The sequence below is a fragment of the Kitasatospora misakiensis genome (genome assembly GCF_042656005.1).
Classification (GTDB): Bacteria; Actinomycetota; Actinomycetes; order Streptomycetales; family Streptomycetaceae; genus Kitasatospora; species Kitasatospora misakiensis.
Genome location: NZ_JBHSOF010000051.1, coordinates 1 through 18,037, shown reverse-complemented (window position 1 = coordinate 18,037; position 18,037 = coordinate 1). Strand labels below are relative to the sequence as shown.

Annotated in this window: 16 protein-coding genes; 13 read left to right on the top strand and 3 right to left on the bottom strand. The window is 73.4% G+C overall.

The window, feature by feature from the left end; genetic code table 11:
* Positions 1-205 precede the first annotated feature (205 nt).
* The 8 genes from ACFP3U_RS29665 (at position 206) to ACFP3U_RS29630 (ending at position 10,399) form a co-directional block, all read left to right on the top strand.
* Complete coding sequence (locus ACFP3U_RS29665) at positions 206-1,990, top strand: glycoside hydrolase family 15 protein (protein WP_380228799.1); 1,785 nt, start codon at positions 206-208, stop codon at positions 1,988-1,990.
* Between the two features lie 69 nt (positions 1,991-2,059).
* Positions 2,060-2,611, top strand: a complete 552-nt coding sequence (locus tag ACFP3U_RS29660) for an SRPBCC family protein (RefSeq protein ID WP_380228798.1) — start codon at positions 2,060-2,062, stop codon at positions 2,609-2,611.
* 193 nt (positions 2,612-2,804) lie between these two features.
* Positions 2,805-4,166, top strand: a complete 1,362-nt coding sequence (gene egtA / locus ACFP3U_RS29655) for an ergothioneine biosynthesis glutamate--cysteine ligase EgtA (protein ID WP_380228797.1) — start codon at positions 2,805-2,807, stop codon at positions 4,164-4,166.
* Positions 4,163-5,632, top strand: a complete 1,470-nt coding sequence (egtB, locus tag ACFP3U_RS29650; protein ID WP_380228796.1) for an ergothioneine biosynthesis protein EgtB — start codon at positions 4,163-4,165, stop codon at positions 5,630-5,632. The genes egtA and egtB overlap by 4 nt, the downstream gene beginning before the upstream one ends.
* Complete coding sequence (egtC, locus tag ACFP3U_RS29645; RefSeq protein WP_380228795.1) at positions 5,632-6,369, top strand: ergothioneine biosynthesis protein EgtC; 738 nt, start codon at positions 5,632-5,634, stop codon at positions 6,367-6,369. The genes egtB and egtC overlap by 1 nt, the downstream gene beginning before the upstream one ends.
* Positions 6,370-6,422: 53 nt before the next feature.
* A complete protein-coding gene (gene egtD / locus ACFP3U_RS29640) occupies positions 6,423-7,394 on the top strand; it encodes an L-histidine N(alpha)-methyltransferase (RefSeq protein ID WP_380228794.1) in 972 nt (323 codons plus the stop codon).
* 143 nt (positions 7,395-7,537) lie between these two features.
* Positions 7,538-8,983, top strand: coding sequence for a sugar porter family MFS transporter (locus ACFP3U_RS29635; protein WP_380228793.1), 1,446 nt, complete (start codon positions 7,538-7,540; stop codon positions 8,981-8,983).
* Positions 8,984-9,100: 117 nt separating this feature from the next.
* Positions 9,101-10,399 carry a nitric oxide synthase oxygenase gene (locus ACFP3U_RS29630; RefSeq protein WP_380228792.1) on the top strand — a complete coding sequence of 433 codons (1,299 nt, stop codon included), beginning with the start codon at positions 9,101-9,103 and terminating at the stop codon, positions 10,397-10,399.
* Here the strand turns inward: ACFP3U_RS29630 and ACFP3U_RS29625 are convergent.
* Positions 10,342-11,064: a TetR/AcrR family transcriptional regulator gene (locus tag ACFP3U_RS29625; RefSeq protein WP_380228791.1), complete on the bottom strand. Its 723-nt coding sequence runs from the start codon at positions 11,062-11,064 to the stop codon at positions 10,342-10,344. The genes ACFP3U_RS29630 and ACFP3U_RS29625 overlap by 58 nt on opposite strands.
* A gap of 176 nt (positions 11,065-11,240) precedes the next feature.
* Here ACFP3U_RS29625 and ACFP3U_RS29620 point away from each other — a divergent pair, with 176 nt between their 5' ends.
* The 5 genes from ACFP3U_RS29620 to ACFP3U_RS29600 all read left to right on the top strand — a co-directional run bounded on the left by ACFP3U_RS29620 (position 11,241) and on the right by ACFP3U_RS29600 (position 16,660).
* Positions 11,241-12,389 (top strand): acyl-CoA dehydrogenase family protein, encoded by a 1,149-nt coding sequence (locus tag ACFP3U_RS29620; RefSeq protein WP_380228790.1) that lies wholly within the window; start codon positions 11,241-11,243, stop codon positions 12,387-12,389.
* Positions 12,390-12,425: 36 nt separating this feature from the next.
* Positions 12,426-13,613: a thiolase family protein gene (locus tag ACFP3U_RS29615; protein WP_380228789.1), complete on the top strand. Its 1,188-nt coding sequence runs from the start codon at positions 12,426-12,428 to the stop codon at positions 13,611-13,613.
* A 46-nt stretch (positions 13,614-13,659) separates the two neighbouring features.
* Positions 13,660-14,418, top strand: coding sequence for a 3-oxoacyl-ACP reductase FabG (fabG, locus tag ACFP3U_RS29610; protein WP_380228788.1), 759 nt, complete (start codon positions 13,660-13,662; stop codon positions 14,416-14,418).
* Between the two features lie 189 nt (positions 14,419-14,607).
* On the top strand, positions 14,608-16,023 hold the full coding sequence (locus ACFP3U_RS29605; RefSeq protein WP_380228787.1) for a S53 family peptidase: 1,416 nt from the start codon (positions 14,608-14,610) through the stop codon (positions 16,021-16,023).
* Between the two features lie 193 nt (positions 16,024-16,216).
* Positions 16,217-16,660: a hypothetical protein gene (locus ACFP3U_RS29600; RefSeq protein WP_380228786.1), complete on the top strand. Its 444-nt coding sequence runs from the start codon at positions 16,217-16,219 to the stop codon at positions 16,658-16,660.
* 55 nt (positions 16,661-16,715) lie between these two features.
* On the opposite strand, the gene ACFP3U_RS29595 is transcribed toward ACFP3U_RS29600, so the two are convergent.
* Both ACFP3U_RS29595 and ACFP3U_RS29590 read right to left on the bottom strand, forming a co-directional pair.
* Positions 16,716-16,898, bottom strand: coding sequence for a DUF397 domain-containing protein (locus tag ACFP3U_RS29595; RefSeq protein WP_380228785.1), 183 nt, complete (start codon positions 16,896-16,898; stop codon positions 16,716-16,718).
* A complete protein-coding gene (locus tag ACFP3U_RS29590) occupies positions 16,895-17,776 on the bottom strand; it encodes a helix-turn-helix domain-containing protein (RefSeq protein WP_380228784.1) in 882 nt (293 codons plus the stop codon). Before ACFP3U_RS29590 ends, ACFP3U_RS29595 begins: the two co-directional genes overlap by 4 nt.
* Positions 17,777-18,037 lie beyond the last annotated feature (261 nt).

Sequence of the window (18,037 nt, the reverse complement as noted above, 5' to 3'; positions counted from 1 at the left end):
GTGCACCAGCTGCCTGGCGTGGCGGCTGTGACTGATGAGACTACAAGCACAAAAGATCCTCCTCCGCACCTCGAACGCATGCAAGCGGAGTCCCGAACTCCCGCCGGACGGGCACCGGTCACTCCCGTCGGACGCCACCCGGCGCCCCGGCCGGGCGACGCCCGGCCCCGCGCCGACCGCGCCGGGAGGGCCGAGAATGGACCCGATGGCCGGACGCATCGAGGACTACGCCCTGATCGGCGACCTGCAGACCGCCGCCCTGGTCGGCCGGGACGGCTCGGTCGACTGGCTCTGCCTACCCAGGTTCGACTCCCCCAGCTGCTTCGCCGCGCTGCTCGGCGAGCAGCGGCACGGCGCCTGGCGGCTCGCCCCCGCCGGAGCCGCCGAGTGCGCCAGCCGGCGCTACCGGGCGGACACCCTGGTCCTCGACAGCGAGTGGCACACCCCCGACGGCCGGGTCCGGATCACCGACTTCATGCCGCAGCGCGGCACCGACGGACGGCGCCCCCCGCAACTCGTCCGGATCGTGGAGGGCCTGGAGGGCGCCGTCCCGATCCGCGGCGAACTGCGGCTGCGGTTCAACTACGGGCGGATCAACCCGTGGGTGCGCCGCACCGGGCACCACCGGGTCGCCGTCGCCGGCCCCGACTCCGCCTGGCTGCGCGTCCCGCCCGGGGTGCACACCTACGGCGCCGACGGCACCACCGTCTCCGAGGTCACCGTCACCGCCGGCCGGCGCGTCCCGTTCGTCCTCACCTGGCAGCCCTCCCACCTGCCCACCACCCCGCGCGGCGACCCCGAGGCGGCACTGCTCACCACCCTCGACGCCTGGCAGCGCTGGGCGGCCGGCTGCCGCTACGACGGCGAGTGGCGGGCCGCCGTGCTCCGCTCGCTGATCACCCTCAAGGCGCTCGCCTACCGGCCCACCGGCGGCATCGTCGCCGCCCCCACCGCCTCGCTGCCCGAGCGGATCGGCGGCCCGCGCAACTGGGACTACCGGTTCTGCTGGCTGCGCGACTCCTCGATGACGCTCTCCGCGCTGCTGCGCGGCGGCTTCCGCGAGGAGGCCGCCGCCTGGCGCCAGTGGCTGCTGCGCGCCATCGCCGGCGACCCCCGCGACCTCCAGGCCCTCTACGGGGTGGCCGGCGAGCGGGTCGTCACCGAGACCGTCGCCGACTGGCTGCCCGGCTACCGCGGCTCCCGCCCGGTCCGGTTCGGCAACGCCGCCGTCGACCAGCTGCAGCTCGACGTCCACGGCGAGGTGGTGGACACCCTGCACCTCGCGCTGCTGGCCGGCATCCCGATGGAGCGGCACGTCTGGACCCTGCTGCGCGCCCTGATGGGCTACCTGGAACAGCACTGGCGCGAACCGGACGAGGGCCTCTGGGAGGTACGCGGCGGGCGGCGGCACTTCGTCCACTCCAAGGTGATGTGCTGGGTCGCCGCCGACCGGGCGGTGCGGCTCGCCGAGGCCACCGGCCTGCCCGCGCCGCTCGACCGCTGGCGGGCCATGCGGGAGGCCGTGCACGCCGACGTCTGCGCCCACGGCTACGACCGGCGGCGCGGCGTGTTCGTCCAGCACTACGGCGGGCACGGGCTGGACGCGGCCACCCTGTTCGTGGTCAAGACCGGCTTCCTGCCGCCCGACGACCCGCGGGTGGTGCGCACCGTCGACGCGGTGCGCGACGGCCTCGACCACGGCGGGCTGGTCCGCCGCTACCGTCCGACGCCGGACACCGACGGGCTGCCCGGCGGCGAGGGCGCGTTCCTGGCCTGCTCGTTCTGGCTCGCCGACGCGCTCGCCGCGACCGGGCGGCGGGCCGAGGCGCGCGAGCTGTTCGCCCGGGTGGTGGGCCTGGCCAACGACCTCGGGCTGCTCTCCGAGCAGTGGGACCCGCACGCCCGGCGCCAACTCGGCAACACCCCGCAGGCGTTCAGTCACGTGGCGCTGGTGAACACCGCCTTCACCCTGGCCGAACCGGGCGGGTAGCACCCCGGGCCGGAGTGGGTCGGCCCGGCCCTCTGCCGGAGCGGGCCGGGCCCGGACTACAGTGCCCCCGTGGACCCCAACCACTACCGGTTCCGCGGCGTGTGGCGGCTGGCCGCCCCGCCGGCGGCGGTGTTCGCGGCGCTCGCCGACGTCCCCGGCTATCCGCGCTGGTGGCCGGAGATCCGCGCCGTCCGGGAGACCGGGCCGGACAGCGGCGAGGTGCTGGTCCGCGCGCTGCTCCCCTACCGGCTGGTGATCGGGCTGACCGCCGTACGACGGGACCGCGCCGCCGGGGTCCTGGAGGCGCGCATGGACGGGGACCTCACCGGCTGGTCGCGCTGGACGGTCGCGGCGGACGGCACGGGCGGCGCGCTGGTGCTGTTCGAGGAGGACACCCGCCCGGCCAAGCCGCTGCTGCGCCGCCTCGCGCTGCCCGCCCGGCCGCTGTTCCGGGCCAACCACGCGGTGATGATGCGGCGCGGCCGGCGGGGCCTGGCCGCCCATCTGGCGGCTCACCCGGCCGGCCCTTCCGCAGGCCCTTCCGCCGCCCCCTCGGTCCCGCGTCCGGCGGCCCGCGCGGCCGCCCGGCCGGCGCCCGGATCCACGCTCCCCGAGGACTGATCCGGGGACTGGTTCGGGGGCTGGTCCGGGGACTGATCCGGGGCCACCGATCGGCCCGATTCACCCGTTCGCACCGCCCCTGACCTGCGCGGACACCCCTTCACCAGATGTTTGCGCGGCACCCCCGCATGGTCCGTAGCAGACTGGGCAGGGTAGTTCGGGCCGCAACCGTGTCCCGAGGATGGTGAGTCCGGTGATACCCCTACGACCGACCAGTTCGCCCGACCGGCAGAGCGCGGGACCGCCCGCCGACGCGGTGAGTCCGCTCACCGAATCGGCCGCGCGCCGCCACATGTCGGGCGTCTGCTTCAAGATCGGACCTCCCCGGCTGATCGGGGTCGAGGTCGAGTGGTTCGTCCACGACGACCGATGTCCCACCGAACCGGTCGCCCCGGAACGGCTGAACGCCGCACTGGACGCACTGCCGATCGGCGGCCCCGACGGGACCTCGCTCCCCTCCGGCGCCCGCCTCACCCTCGAACCCGGCGGACAGGTCGAGCTCAGCTCCCCGCCCGCCGACAGCCTCATCGCCTGCGTCACCGACACCCGGCGCGACCTCGCCGCCCTACGGGCCGCCTTCGCCGCCCAGGGCCTGCGCCTCACCGGGACCGGTACCGACCCGCAGGCCCGCCCCCGCCGGATGGTGCTGGACCACCCGCGCTACCGCGCGATGGAGCACCACTTCGACTCCGCCGGCCCGTGGGGCCGGATCATGATGACCGGCACCGCCTCGCTCCAGGTCTGCCTGGACGCCGGCACCGAGAGCGGCCCGCACGCGCTGGACCGCCGCTGGCGCCTCGCCCACCTGCTCGGCCCGGTCCTGGTCGCCGCCTTCGCCAACTCCCCGCTGCTGGACGGCCGCCCCACCGGGCACCGGTCCACCCGGCAGACCGTCTGGTCCCGGATGGACCCCACCCGCACCCTGGCCCCCGCGCCCGACCACGGCGACCCGCGCGAGGCCTGGACCCGGTACGTGCTCGACGCCGAGGTGCTCTGCGTGCGCCGCCGCGACAGCCTGCCGTGGACCGCGCCCACCGGGCTGACCTTCCGGGACTGGCTGCGCGGCGCCGGCGAGCGCCGGCCCACCCTGGCCGACCTCGACTACCACCGCACCACGCTGTTCCCGCCGGTCCGCCCGCGCGGCCACCTGGAGCTGCGGATGATCGACGCCCAGCCCGGCGACGGCTGGATCGTCCCCGCCGCCCTGACCACCGCGCTGCTGGACGACCCGGTCGCCGCGGACACCACGCTCGCCGCCCTGGAGCCGCTGGAGCCGGCGCGCGGCGCCGACGGTCCGCGCCCGCCGCGCAGCGACCTCTGGCGCCGGGCGGCCACCCTGGCGACGGCCGACCCCGAGCTGCGCCGCGCCGCCCTCTCCTGCTTCGCCGCCGCCGACGCCGCGCTGGGCCGCCTGCCCGGCGCCGAGCGGCTGCGCGCCACCGTCGCCGCGTTCGCCGAGCGCTACCCCGCGCGCGGCCGCTGCCCGGCCGACGACCAGCTGGACGCCCTGCGCACCGGCACCCGACGCACTCCCCCGGAGGTGGCCGCACCATGATCGACGACGCCCGCGACGCCCACGAGGCCCGGACCGCCCGCGACCCGCACCGGGCCGCCCCCGCGCCTGCCGCCGCTGCGCCGCATGCCCCCGCAGACCTCGCGCTGGAGGACCTCGCACCCGAGGCCCTGCGCGAGACGATCGCCGCCGAGCTGCTGGCCGCCCGCGCCCGCACCGCCGCGCTCACCGACTGCGTCGAGGACCGCGACCTCACCGCCCAGCACTCCCCGCTGATGTCGCCCCTGGTCTGGGACCTCGCGCACATCGGCAACCAGGAGGAGCTCTGGCTGCTGCGCAACGTCGGCGGCCTCGACCCGATGCACCCCGAGATCGACCCGCTCTACGACGCCTTCGAGCACCCGCGCGCCGAGCGGCCCACCCTGCCGCTGCTGCCGCCCGCCGAGGCCCGCGCCTACGCGGGCGAGGTCCGCGGCCGGGTGCTCGACCTGCTCGCCGCCAGCCCCCTGGAGGGCGCGCCGCTGCTCACCGCCGGGTTCGCGTTCGGCATGATCGCCCAGCACGAGCAGCAGCACGACGAGACGATGCTGATCACCCACCAGCTCCGCAGGGGCGAGCCCGCGCTGGCCGCGCCCGCGCCGCCGCCCGCCCCGGCGGACGCCGCCGCGCTGCCCGGCGAGGTGCTCGTCCCGGCCGGCCCGTTCACCATGGGCACCGACACCGAGCCCTGGGCGCTGGACAACGAACGCCCCGCCCACCGGGTCGACCTGCCCGCCTACCGGCTGGACACCACGCCGGTCACCAACGCCGCCTACCTGCGGTTCATCGAGGACGGCGGCTACGACGAGCCGCACTGGTGGACGCCCGAGGGCTGGGCGCACCGGCGGAGCGCCGACCTGACCGCGCCGCTGTTCTGGCGCCACGAGGACGGCCAGTGGCTGCGCCGCCGGTTCGGCGTGCTGGAGCCCGTGCCGCTCGACGAACCGGTGCTGCACGTCAGCTGGTACGAGGCGGATGCCTACGCCCGGTGGGCCGGGCGCCGGCTGCCGACCGAGGCCGAGTGGGAGAAGGCCGCCCGGCACGACCCCGCCACCGGCCGCTCCCGCCGCTACCCGTGGGGCGACGGCGCCCCCGGCGCCGAGCACGCCAACCTGGGCCAGCGGCACCTGCGCCCGGCCCCGGCCGGCAGCTACCCGGCCGGCCAGTCCCCTTACGGCGCACGGCAGTTGATGGGCGACGTGTGGGAGTGGACGGCCAGCGACTTCCGGCCGTACCCGGGCTTCCGGGCCTGGCCCTACCGGGAGTACTCGGAGGTGTTCTTCGGGCCGGAGTACAAGGTGCTGCGCGGCGGCTGCTTCGCGGTGGCGCCGGTCGCCTGCCGGGGCACCTTCCGCAACTGGGACTACCCGGTCCGGCGGCAGATCTTCGCCGGGTTCCGCACCGCCGCCGACGTCCCGGACGGCTCCGGCGCCGGACCTGGCACCGGCTCCGCCGCGGAGGCCGGCTGATGTGCCGCCACCTCGCCTACCTGGGCGAGCCGGTGTCCCCCCGGACCCTGCTGGTGGATCCGCCGTTCGGCCTCCACCGGCAGTCCTGGGCGCCGCGCCTGCAGCAGTACGGCACCGTCAACGCGGACGGCTTCGGCCTCGGCTGGTACGCGGACGGCGACGAGGTGCCGGCCCGCTACCGGCGGGCCGGGCCGATCTGGGCGGACGCCTCCTTCGCCGACCTCGCCCGGGTCCTGCGCACCCGGGCGCTGCTGGCCGCCGTCCGCTCGGCCACCGAGGGCTGCGCGGCGGGCGAGGAGGCGGCCGCGCCGTTCGCCGCCGGGCGCTGGCTGTTCAGCCACAACGGGGCGCTGGCCGGCTGGCCGGAGCGGTCCGGCGCGCTCGCCGCGCTGCTGCCGCCCGCCGAACTGCTCGGCCTGGTGGCGCGCACCGACTCGGCCCTGCTGTGGGCGCTCGCGCTGCACCGGCTGCGCGCGGGCGCCGCGCTCGGCGACGCGCTGGCCGGCACCGTCACGGACGCGGCCGCGCACACCACCGGCCGGATGAACCTGCTGCTCACCGACGGGCGGGAGATCGCCGCCACCGCCTGGGGCGACACCCTGCACCACCGGACGGTGCCCGGCCTCGGCGTGCTGGTCGCCTCCGAGCCCTCCGACGACCACCCCGACTGGACGGCCGTGCCGGACCGGTCGCTGCTGCTGGCCGGTCCCGACGGGGTCACCGTCAAACCACTCTGAGCGTGACTCACCGGCCCCTTCTCTTCACTTACTGAACAGAGGATCCATCTGTCATGAGCACATTCGATCTCACCCGCCTGCTGCCCGACGACCACTTCAGCACCGCGCTGCGGCACGACGTCCGGACCGGCCTCACCGCCGAACCCAAGACGCTGCCGCCCAAGTGGTTCTACGACGCGCGGGGCAGCGAGCTGTTCGAGGAGATCACCCGGCTGCCGGAGTACTACCCGACCCGCGCCGAGCGGGCCATCCTGACCGCCCGGGCCGGCGAGATCGCCGCCGCCACCCGGGCCCGCACCCTGGTCGAGCTCGGCTCGGGCTCCTCCGAGAAGACCCGGCTGCTGCTGGACGCGCTGCGCGACCTCGGCACGCTGGAGACGTACGTGCCGGTGGACGTCAGCGAGAGCGCGCTGACCGCGGCCGGCGAGGCGCTCGCCGAGGAGTACCCGGGGCTCGCGGTGCACGGCGTGCTGGCCGACTTCACCGCCCGGCTCGACCTGCCGCCGGCCCGCGGCCCGCGCCTGCTCGCCTTCCTCGGCGGCACCCTCGGCAACCTGCTGCCGCCCGAGCGGGCCGAGTTCCTGCGCGGACTGCGGGCCGCGCTCGACCCGGGCGACTTCCTGCTGCTCGGCACCGACCTGGTCAAGGACCCGGCGGTGCTGGTGGCGGCCTACGACGACGCGGCCGGGGTGACCGCGGAGTTCAACCGGAACGTGCTCAACGTGCTGAACCGCGAGCTGGCCGCCGACTTCGATCCGGCGACCTTCGCGCACGTGGCGCTCTGGGACGCCGAGCGGGAGTGGATCGAGATGCGGCTGCGCTCGCTGGCCGAGCAGACCGTGAAGATCCCGGCGCTGGACCTGCCGGTGCACTTCGCGGCGGGCGAGGAACTGCGCACCGAGGTGTCGGCGAAGTTCCGCCGGGAGCGGGTGGCCGAGGAGCTGGCGGCGGCCGGTCTGCGGCTCTCGGCCTGGTGGACGGACGACCAGGGGCGGTTCGGTCTGTCGCTGGCCCAGCCGGCCTGAGGCCGGCACAGGGCGCATTTTGATTCTTCACCTTACTAATTAGGAAAGGGTACTGGCGGGTATCCCGCGTACAACACTTGAACATTGAGGGGTTACGATCGATCGGCTACCAAGCTCAGCGTTGAGTATCAGGAGTCAAGATCGTGAGCGTCACCCAGCAGTCCGCGGGGCCCTCGGGGGCCTCCGGGGCGGAGACCGGGTCGGCATCCGCCGGCCGGCTCGGCTTCGTCGTCTTCATCACCGCCGCCGCGGCCCTCGGCGGCTTCCTGTTCGGCTACGACAGCTCCGTGATCAACGGCGCCGTCTCGGGCATCCAGGAGAAGTTCGGCGTCGGCGACGGCGTGACCGGTCTGATCGTCTCCTCGGCCCTGCTCGGCTCGGCGGTCGGCGCCGCGCTGGCCGGCCGGTTCGCCGACCGCTACGGCCGGATCACCGTGATGAAGGCCGGGGCGCTGCTCTTCGCCGTCAGCGCGATCGGCTCGATGCTGCCGTTCTCCGCCTGGGACCTCGCCTTCTGGCGCGTCCTCGGCGGAGCGGCCATCGGCATCGCCTCGGTGATCGCCCCGACCTACATCGCGGAGGTGGCGCCGACCAAGTACCGCGGCCGGCTGGCCTCCTTCCAGCAGGCGGCCATCGTGCTCGGCATCGCGATCTCGCAGCTGGTCAACTGGCTGCTCGCGGACGCCGCCGGCGGCGACACCCGCGGCCAGGTACTCGGCCTGGAGGCCTGGCAGTGGATGCTCGGGATCTGCGTCGTCCCGGCCGTGGTCTACTTCGTGCTCGCCTCGACCATCCCCGAGTCGCCGCGCTTCCTCATCGCGGCCGGCCGGCTCGACGAGGCCCGCACGGTGCTCGCCGACGTCGAGGGCGCGGACGCCGACACCGACGCCCGGATCACCGAGATCCAGGGCCTGATCGACTCCGACCACCGGCCGCGCTTCCGCGACCTGCTCGGCGGGTCCTTCGGCCTGCTCCCGATCGTCTGGGTCGGCATCGGCCTGTCGGTCTTCCAGCAGCTGGTCGGCATCAACGTGATCTTCTACTACTCGTCGATCCTCTGGCAGTCGGTCGGCATCGACCAGTCCAACTCGCTGCTGATCAGCTTCATCGGCTCGGTCATCAACATCCTCGGCACCGTGGTCGCGATCCTGCTGGTCGACCGGATCGGCCGCAAGCCGCTCGCGCTGATCGGCTCGGCCGGCATGGCCGTCGCGCTGGGCGCCTGCGCCTGGGCGTTCTCCTCCGCCACCGGCAGCGGCGACGAGGTGACCCTGCCCGACCTCCAGGGCACCGTCGCGCTGATCGCCGCCAACGCCTTCGTACTGTTCTTCGCGCTCTCCTGGGGCGTGGTGGTCTGGGTGATGCTCGGCGAGATGTTCCCCAACCGGATCCGCGCCGCCGCGCTCTCGGTGGCCGCTTCGGCGCAGTGGCTCGCCAACTGGGCGATCACCGTCTCGTTCCCGGCGCTCTCGCGCTGGAACCTCTCCGCGACCTACCTCGCGTACGCGGTGTTCGCGGCGCTGTCGATGCTCTTCGTGGCGAAGTTCATGAAGGAGACCAAGGGCGTCCGCCTGGAGGACATGGGCTGAGCCGTCCCCAGGCCTTTCGGCCCCCGCACCCTAGCGCGAGAACGCAGGGAGCGGGGGCCGAATGGTTCACTCTCTGCGGCGGGCCGGGCACCTCCGGTTTCCTTTCCGGCAGGAGGGATGTCCTTGATCTTCGACCGGCTTCGCACCCGCAGCACTCGCGGCGACCGCACCGAGCGCAGCGACCACACCGAGCGCACCGACCGCGGCCCGCGCCGCGCCACCGCCGCGCCCGTCGGCGCCTGCCCCTACTCGCACGGCCACGTCCACGGCCACCTGGTGCCCGAGGAACCCCCGGGCACTGCCGCCGCCCGGGAGCCGGCCGCCGACGAGCACTTCACCGACGCCCGGGAGGCCGTCGGGTTCGTCCGGCAGTTCCACGACGAACAGCCCGCCGCCGGCGACCCCGCCGCCCGGATCCGCGCCGTGCTCGACGAGATCGACCGCACCGGCACCTACGAGCACACCCCCGCCGAACTCGCCTACGGCGCCAAGCTCGCCTGGCGCAACGCCGCCCGCTGCATCGGCCGGCTCTACTGGCGCAGCCTGGTGGTACGCGACCTGCGCCACCTCTCCTCCGCCGACGACATCGCCGCCGAGTGCTTCGACCACCTGCGCACCGCCACCAACGGCGGGCGGATCCGCCCGGTGGTGTCGGTGTTCACCCCCGACCGGCCCGGCCGTCCGGCCGCCCGCATCGTCAACCAGCAGCTCGTCCGCTACGCCGGACACCCCGGCGCGGACGGCCGGTGGATCGGCGACCCGGCCGGCGCGCAGCTCGCCGCGCGCGCCCGCGACCTCGGCTGGAAGTGCGGCGAGGAGCCGTTCGAGGTGCTGCCGCTGCTCGTCCAGGAACGGCCCGGCGAGCGGCCCGAGTGGTACGAGCTGCCGGAGGACACCACGCTGGAGGTCCGGCTCTCCCACCCCGAGCACCCGTGGTTCGCCGAGCTCGGCCTGCGCTGGTACGCGGTGCCGGCGATCAGCGACATGACGCTGGAGATCGGCGGCGTCCGCTATCCGACCGCGCCGTTCAACGGCTGGTACATGGGCACCGAGATAGGCGCCCGCAACCTGGCCGACGCCGACCGCTACGCCATGCTGGCCCCCGTCGCCGAGCGGCTCGGCCTGGACACCTCCAGCGACCGCACGCTCTGGCGGGACCGCGCGCTGGTGGAGCTGAACGTCGCGGTGCTGCACTCCTTCCAGGAGGCCGGGGTGACCGTGGCCGACCACCACACGGAGTCCGAGCGGTTCCTCAAGCACGTCGCGCAGGAGAAGCGGCTCGGCCGGCCGACGCCCGCCGACTGGAGCTGGATCGTGCCGCCGGTCTCCGGCGGGCTGACCCCCGTCTACCACCGGTACTACGACCCGGTGGACCTCGCGGCACGCCCGGCGTTCGTGGCCCGCGAGCCCTGGTGACCGGCCTGGTTGCCACCCTGCTGGTGACTGCTCTGCTCCAGACGCTCGAAGCGCAGCGCCAGCCCGTCGAGGAGCGCCTCCAACCCCGTCTCGAAGGCGCCCTCGTCGACGGCCGCCCGGTGCTCGGCCAGCCGGTGCGCCTCACCGAGGTGCGGGTAGTCGGCCGCGTCGTACAGGCCGGCGTCCTCCGGGAAGCCGGCCGCGAACGAGGCCAGGGCCGAGCCGGTGACGAAGTACCGCATCAGCGCGCCGATCCTGGTCGCCTGCCCGCGCGGCCAGCCGGCCTCGACCAGGCAGCCGAAGACGGCGTCGGCCAGCCGCAGCGCGTTCGGCCTGCGCCCGGGGCCCTGGGCCAGCACCGGGACGATGTGGGGGTGGGCGGCGAGCGCGGCCCGGTAGGAGCGGGCCCAGTCGCGCAGCGCCCGGGGCCAGGGCGTGCCGGCGGCGAACATCGACAGGTCGACCTCGCCGATCACGCCGTCCACCACCGCGTCCAGCAGCTCGTCCTTGGTGGCGAAGTGGTTGTAGAGGGACGGCCCGCTCACCGACAGCTCGGCGGCCAGGCGGCGGGTGGAGAGCGCGGCCAGGCCCTCCTCGTCGACCAGCTTCAGAGCGGCGGCGACGATGCGCTCGCGGTTGAGCAGGGGGGTGCGCGGGCGGGGCATCGGCGCGGCTCCTCCGGTGGGTGTGCGTCCGGGTGCGTCCGGTCGGGTTCGTCCGGTCGGGTGGGCTTGGTGCGGGGCGGGGCCGATTCTGACAGGTCCCCTTCCCAGGAGGCCCCGGCCGGGGCTACAGTCCCCCCGTAAAACTTGCAGCGCTAGTTTAACCGGGATTGGTCGCCATGGATCTGGAGCTCTCCGAGGAACAGGCCGCCGTCCGCGAACTCGCGGTCTCCTTCACCGACCGCGAGATCGTCCCGCACGCCGCCGCGTGGGACCGCGCCGAATCGGTGGACCGCGCGATCATCGGCCGACTGGGCAAGCTCGGCTTCCTCGGGCTGACCATCCCCGAGGAGTACGGCGGCAGCGGCGGCGACCACCTCGCCTACTGCCTCGTCCTGGAGGAGCTGGGCCGGGGCGACTCCGCCGTACGCGGCATCGTCTCCGTCTCGCTCGGCCTGGTCGCCAAGTCCGTCAACGCCTTCGGCACCGAGGAGCAGAAACGGCACTGGCTGCCCCGGCTCACCTCCGGCGAGGCACTCGGCTGCTTCGCCCTCACCGAACCCGGCACCGGCTCCGACGCCGCCAACCTCACCACCCGCGCCGTCCGCGACGGCGACCACTGGCGGCTCAGCGGCACCAAGACCTTCATCACCAACGGCACCTGGGCCGACGTCGCGCTCGTCTTCGCCCGCACCGGCGAACCCGGGCACCGCGGCATCACCGCCTTCCTCGTCCCCACCGACCTGCCCGGCTTCACCCGCACCGAGATCCACGGCAAGCTCGGCCTGCGCGGCCAGGCGACCGCCGAACTCGCCTTCGACGCCGTCCGGGTGCCCGACAGCGCCCGGCTCGGCGAGCTCGGCAAGGGCTTCACCGTCGCCATGGCCGCCCTCGCCAAGGGCCGGATGTCGGTCGCCGCCGGCTGCGTCGGCATCGCCCGGGCCTGCCTGGACGCCGCCGTCCGGTACGCCGGCGAGCGCGAACAGTTCGGCACACCGATCGCCTCGCACCAGCTGGTGCAGCAACTGCTCGCCGGGATCGCCGTGGACGTCGAGGCCGCCCGGCTGCTCACCTGGAAGGTCGCCGACCACATCGAGCGCGGCCTGCCGTTCGCCACCGAGTCCTCCGTCGCCAAGCTGTTCGCGAGCGAGGCCGCCGTGCGCGCCGCCAACAACGCGCTCCAGGTCTTCGGCGGCTACGGCTTCATCGACGAGTACCCCGTCGGCAAGTACTTGCGCGACGCGCGGGTGATGACCCTCTACGAGGGCACCAGCCAGATCCACCAACTGCTCATCGGGCGCGCGCTCACCGGCGTCAACGCCTTCTGACCCACCCTCCCCCCTCCCAAAAGGAGATCCGCCGTCGTGCGTCCTGTCTACTTCGCCGCAGCCCGCCGCACACCCATCGGCCGGCTGCGCGGAGCGCTCGCCACGGTCCGCCCGGACGACCTCTCGGCCACCGTGCTGCGCGCCCTGCTCGCCGACCTGCCCACCCTCGCCCCGGCCCGGATCGACGACGTCTACTGGGGCGCCGCCAACCAGGCCGGCGAGGACAACCGCAACGCCGCCCGGATGGCCGTCCTGCTCGCCGGACTGCCCGACAGCGTCCCCGGCGCCACCGTCAACCGGCTCTGCGCCTCCGGCCTGGAGGCCGTCACCATGGCCGCCCGGGCGATCGGCTCCGGCGAGGCGGACGTGGTGCTGGCCGGCGGCTGCGAGTCGATGACCCGCGCCCCCTTCGTCCTCCCCCGCCCCGACGAGGCGCTGCCGCACCGGATCGAGACCTTCGACACCCGGCTCGGCTGGCGGCTCACCCACCCGCGGATGGCCGAGCTGCACGGTGTGCTCTCCATGGGCGAGACCGCCGAGGAGGTGGCCGGCCGGTACGGCGTCACCAGGGAGCGGCAGGACGCCTTCGCGCTCCGCAGCCACCAGCGGGCCGCCGCGGCGCGCAAGGACGGCCACTTCGACGCCGAGCTGATCCCGGTCGAACGGGCCGACGGGGTGACCGTCTCCCAGGACGAGTCGATCCGCGAGGACACCAGCCTGGAGAAGCTCGCCCGGCTCAAGCCCGCCTTCCGCACCGGCGGCACGGTGACGGCGGGCAACGCCTCGCCGATGAACGACGGCGCGGCCGGGCTCGTCCTGGTCAGCGAGGAGGCGCTGCGCGAGTTCGGACTGGAGCCGCTCGGCCGGTACGTGGCCGGCGCCTCGGCGGGCGTGGACCCGGACGTGATGGGCATCGGGCCGGTGCCGGCCACCCGCAAGGTGCTCGCCCGGGCCGGCTGGTCGCTGGACGATATCGCCGAGGCCGAGGTGAACGAGGCCTTCGCCGCCCAGGCGCTGGCCTCCGTCGACCAGCTGGGGATCGACCCCGAGCTGGTCAACCCGTCCGGCGGCGCGATCGCGCTCGGCCACCCGCTCGGCGGCTCCGGCGCCCGGATCCTCACCACCCTGCTGCACCGGATGCGCCGCACCGGCGGCCGCCGCGGTCTCGCCACCATGTGCGTGGGCGTCGGCCAGGGCACGGCGGTGCTGGTCGAGTCCGCCTGACGGCCCGACTCCCCTCCCCACTCTTGAACTCCCGAGGAGCAGCACCATGACGCGTTTCGCAGGCAAGGTCGCCGTCGTCACCGGCGGCGCGCAGGGCATCGGCGCGGCGACCGCGCGCCTGCTGGCCGAGGAGGGCGCGGCGGTGGCCGTCGTCGACCTCTCGGCCGAGCGGGCGGCCGGCACGGCCGAGGAGATCACCGCCAAGGGCGGCACGGCCCGGGCATACGGCTGCGACGTGGCCGACTACGACGCCGTAGAGGCGGTGTTCGCGCGGATCGCCGAGGACCTCGGCGGCCTGCACATCCTGATCAACAACGCCGGGATCACCCGGGACAACCTGTTCTTCAAGATGCCCAAGGCCGACTGGGACGCCGTCCTGACGGTCAACCTCACCAGCGCCTACAACTGCAGCCACGTGGCGCAGAAGTACATGGTGGCGCAGAAGTGGGGCAAGATCGTCTCGCTCAGCTCGCGCTCGGCGCTCGGCAACCGCGGCCAGGCCAACTACGCCGCCGCCAAGGCCGGCATCCAGGGCCTGACGGCCACGCTCGCGATCGAGCTCGGCCCGTTCAACATCAATGTGAACGCCGTCGCCCCCGGCTACATCGCCACCGCGATGACCGCCGCGACCGCCGAGCGTGTCGGCGCCACGGCCGAGGACCACCAGACCGAGGTGGCCGCCCGGACGCCACTGCGGCGGGTCGGGCAGCCGGAGGAGATCGCCTCGGTGGTCGCCTTCCTGGCCAGCGAGGACGCCTCCTACGTCAGCGGCCAGACACTGTACGTGAACGGTGGAGCACGCTGACACGAAGATCTTTACTGATGGATCATCAGGGGACCGTCTCCGGTGTTGGGTTACTTTCACCTGGGACGGTCTTGACCTTTTTCGGTGGCCAGAAATGACTATGGCATGATCACGCGGCAATCGATGGGATGGGGCCGAACCGACCCGACCGATCCCCCGGCCGGGCCCAGCGTCCTTCCTAGGAGTCCCATGGGCAGCCCCCGCACCCTCCGCCGCGCCCTGGCCCTGCTCGCCGTCGGGGCCACCGCCCTCGCGGCCGGCACCGTCTCCACCGGCACCACCGGCTCCGTCGCCGCAGGCACCGCCACCGCAGGCACCGCTGCGGGCACCGCCGCGGGCGCGCCGGGCGCCAACCCTGCCGCCGGCGTCCGCGTCCGGCCCGCCTCCGCCGGCCACGTCAACGCCGCCGGCCGGACCGCGCCGCTGTCCACCTCGGAGTGCGTCAGCCAGCTCGGCCTCCACTGCTACTCCCCCCTCCAGTACCGCGAGGCCTACAACCTGAACCCCCTCTACAAGGAGGGCGTCACCGGCAAGGGCCGCACCATCGTCATCGTCGACTCCTTCGGCTCGCCGACCATCCAGCACGACCTGGAGGTCTTCGACAAGCAGTGGGGCATCCCGGACACCCAGGTCGAGATCATGAAGTGGGGCAACGTCCCGCCCTTCGACCCGACCAACCCCGACCACACCGGCTGGGCCGGCGAATCCACGCTGGACGTCGAGTACGCGCACGCCGTGGCCCCGGACGCCCACATCATCCTGGTCGAGACCGGCGTCGCCGAGACCGAGGGCACCACCGGCCTGCCCGAGATGATGGACGCCGAGCAGGCGCTCATCCGCTCCGGCCGCGCCGACGTCATCTCGCAGAGCTTCGGCGCCACCGAGAACACCTTCCCCGGCTACGACAAGGGCGACTTCCACTCGCTCACCGACCTGCGCTACGCCTTCAAGGAGGCCGCCGCGCACAACGTCACCGTGCTGGCGTCCTCCGGCGACAACGGCGCCACCGACGCCAAGGAGAACGGCACCGACCTCTACCCGTACAAGGTCAACTCCTGGCCGTCCTCCGACCCGCTGGTCACCTCCATCGGCGGCACCCAGCTCACCCTCGACGACACCGGCAAGCGCACCGCGCCGGACAAGGTCTGGCACGACGCCTACGGCGCGGGCGGCGGCGGGGTCTCCGGCGTGTTCGACCGGCCCTGGTACCAGACCGGCGTCGCCAACGTCACCGGCAACCACCGCGGCACCCCGGACATCAGCATGAGCGCCGCCGTCGACGGCGGCGCCTGGACCTACGAGTCCTACGACCCCACCCGCGTCGGCTGGCACCTCACCGGCGGCACCAGCGAGGCCGCGCCGATCTTCTCCGGCGTCGTCGCCCTCGCCGACCAGCTCGCCGGCTACCGCCTCGGCCAGCTCAACTGGCGCCTCTACGGCCTCAACCTGCTCCCCAACCAGTGGAGCGGCATCACCGACGTGACCACCGGCGACAACTCCTGGGACACCGTCACCGGCTACCAGGCCGCCAAGGGCTACGACCTCGCCAGCGGCCTCGGCACCATCGACGCCACCCGCTTCGTCCACGCCCTCGCGGGCCGCTGAAACTTGTTGTGGGCGACGGCCTGCACCGCGTGGCGCAGGCCGTCGCCTTGCTGCCGGCGGTCCCGGACACCGGGCACAGGAGGCACTCTGGTCGCACAGAAACAGATCTGACACGAATCAGCGCAAGCTGTGGAGCTGTCGAGAAGATCTGAGGCCGACTTTGAAGACCTTACGCAACCACATGGCGCATCTGGTGACGTTCGCACTGCTGCTCCTGGGAGTGCTGACCGGCGCAACCGCGCAGGCACAGGCGACTCCGCAGCAGGTCACCGCCAGCAGGACCATCTGCTCCAACGAGCCCGTCCCGACCGGGTGGATCGTCTCGGCCTCGTACAGCGGCAGCCGCACCTGCGCCGGAAGCGGCGTCGACTACACCATCAGGAACACCGCGGGCCTGACCACCGCCTGGCCGTGCTCCTTCTCCCCGATCCCCACCGGATGGGTCGTCACCAGCGGGCGCAGCAGCACGACCTGCGCCGGAAGCGGTGTCGAGTACACCATCGAGAACGTCACCAACAAGACGTCCGCCGTCGTGTGCTCCTACTCCCCCCGTCCGGCGGGGTGGGTCATCACGGGCTCGTCCAGCAGCAACGCCTGCGTCGGCACCAGTCTCGTCTACTACATCAGCAAGAGCTGACCCAGCCGATACCGCAGCGGCCGTCCGCCGACCGGCGGACGGCCGCACCGTCACGTCAGACCGACTGCGCGAACTCGACGAACGAGCGCCAAGCCTCCGACGAAAAAGCGAGCTGCGGACCGGACTTGTCCTTCGAATCACGCACCAGGACCGACTCGGCCGCCTCCGCGACCTCGACGCAGTCGCCGCCCTCGTTGCTGCTGTAGCTGCTCTTGAACCACACCAGATCGCCGCTCATCGCTCTCCCAGCATCTTCTCGATCAACGACAGGGAATCCTGCGGAGAGTGCGCCTGTGCCCTGAGGGTGCCGTATCGCGTATTCAGGAGACGGACCTCCTCCCCATCCGTGATGAGCCTACCGCTCGTCTGCATCTCGATGTAGCCGGTCTGCGGACGCCCCTTGGGGGTGATCAGCTTGAACGAACCTGCGACGCTCGCGTTCTCGGAGCGGTCCATCGGCATGATCTGAAGCGTCATGCCGCGCGTGTTGCCGATCTCCAGGAACCGTTCGAGCTGACCTCTGTGCACCTCCGGCCCGCCGAGCTGCCGGTGCAGCACTCCCTCGTCGACCACCCAGCTGAAGACCGCACGGGGCCACCGAGCAAGGATCTCCTGTCGCGCCATCCGAGCCGCCACCCGGATCTCGACCGTTTCCTCCGCCAAGACCGGCTGCCGCATCCGAAACAGCGCCCGGGCGTAGTCCTCCGTCTGAAGCAGTCCCGGAGCCAGGTAGGCACTCCAGTCGTGGAGTTCGACCGCCTCCGCCTCCAGGCTCGCGTAGTTCCGGAACCACTCCGGGTGCCGCACCCGCGCCTTCGCCTTCGCCTTCTCGATGTCGTCCGCCGTGGCGATCAGCAGCCCTCTCGCGTCCAACACCCGCTCCGACGCCTCCAGCAGCTCCCGCTGCGGCGTCCGCTTGCCCTGCTCCACCGCGCCGATCAGGCTCTCGGTGTAGCCGACCTCCTTCGCGAACTGCTTCTGCGTCAGCCCCGCCTGCTCGCGCAGGAGCTTGATCTGTCGGCCGACCGCATGCAGGAAGTCCGACACCTCCGACAGGTCCTCGTCCAACTGCGGCCTCGCGTCGCCACTCTCGCCGCCACCCCGAACCTCAGCCATCCCGGCCTCCCCTGGTCTCCGGTCACACACGCATCGGACTGTACGCATCTGCACGGGCACGCACCGTGCGCGGCGGATGCATCGTCAGCGTAGGCCCGAGGACGTCCGTTCATCCCGAAGTCCGAACTCTTTCGCGATCCCTCCAAGCCCGACATCCACCCCGCGCTCACCACCCACCCCCGAGGGGAGCACCACCGCCCACTCCCCTCTAGACCCGTACTTCGCGGGTCGCTGATTCGTATGGTGTGACCGGTCCGGGAG

Coding starts and splice junctions, on each gene's coding strand:
- ACFP3U_RS29665 (WP_380228799.1), top strand. CDS start 206: ATGGCCGGACGCATCGAGGACTACGCCCTGATCGGCGACCTGCAGACC.
- egtB (WP_380228796.1), top strand. CDS start 4,163: ATGATCGACGACGCCCGCGACGCCCACGAGGCCCGGACCGCCCGCGAC.
- egtC (WP_380228795.1), top strand. CDS start 5,632: ATGTGCCGCCACCTCGCCTACCTGGGCGAGCCGGTGTCCCCCCGGACC.
- egtD (WP_380228794.1), top strand. CDS start 6,423: ATGAGCACATTCGATCTCACCCGCCTGCTGCCCGACGACCACTTCAGC.
- ACFP3U_RS29630 (WP_380228792.1), top strand. CDS start 9,101: ATGTCCTTGATCTTCGACCGGCTTCGCACCCGCAGCACTCGCGGCGAC.
- ACFP3U_RS29625 (WP_380228791.1), bottom strand. CDS start 11,064: ATGCCCCGCCCGCGCACCCCCCTGCTCAACCGCGAGCGCATCGTCGCC.
- ACFP3U_RS29620 (WP_380228790.1), top strand. CDS start 11,241: ATGGATCTGGAGCTCTCCGAGGAACAGGCCGCCGTCCGCGAACTCGCG.
- fabG (WP_380228788.1), top strand. CDS start 13,660: ATGACGCGTTTCGCAGGCAAGGTCGCCGTCGTCACCGGCGGCGCGCAG.
- ACFP3U_RS29605 (WP_380228787.1), top strand. CDS start 14,608: ATGGGCAGCCCCCGCACCCTCCGCCGCGCCCTGGCCCTGCTCGCCGTC.
- ACFP3U_RS29595 (WP_380228785.1), bottom strand. CDS start 16,898: ATGAGCGGCGATCTGGTGTGGTTCAAGAGCAGCTACAGCAGCAACGAG.
- ACFP3U_RS29590 (WP_380228784.1), bottom strand. CDS start 17,776: ATGGCTGAGGTTCGGGGTGGCGGCGAGAGTGGCGACGCGAGGCCGCAG.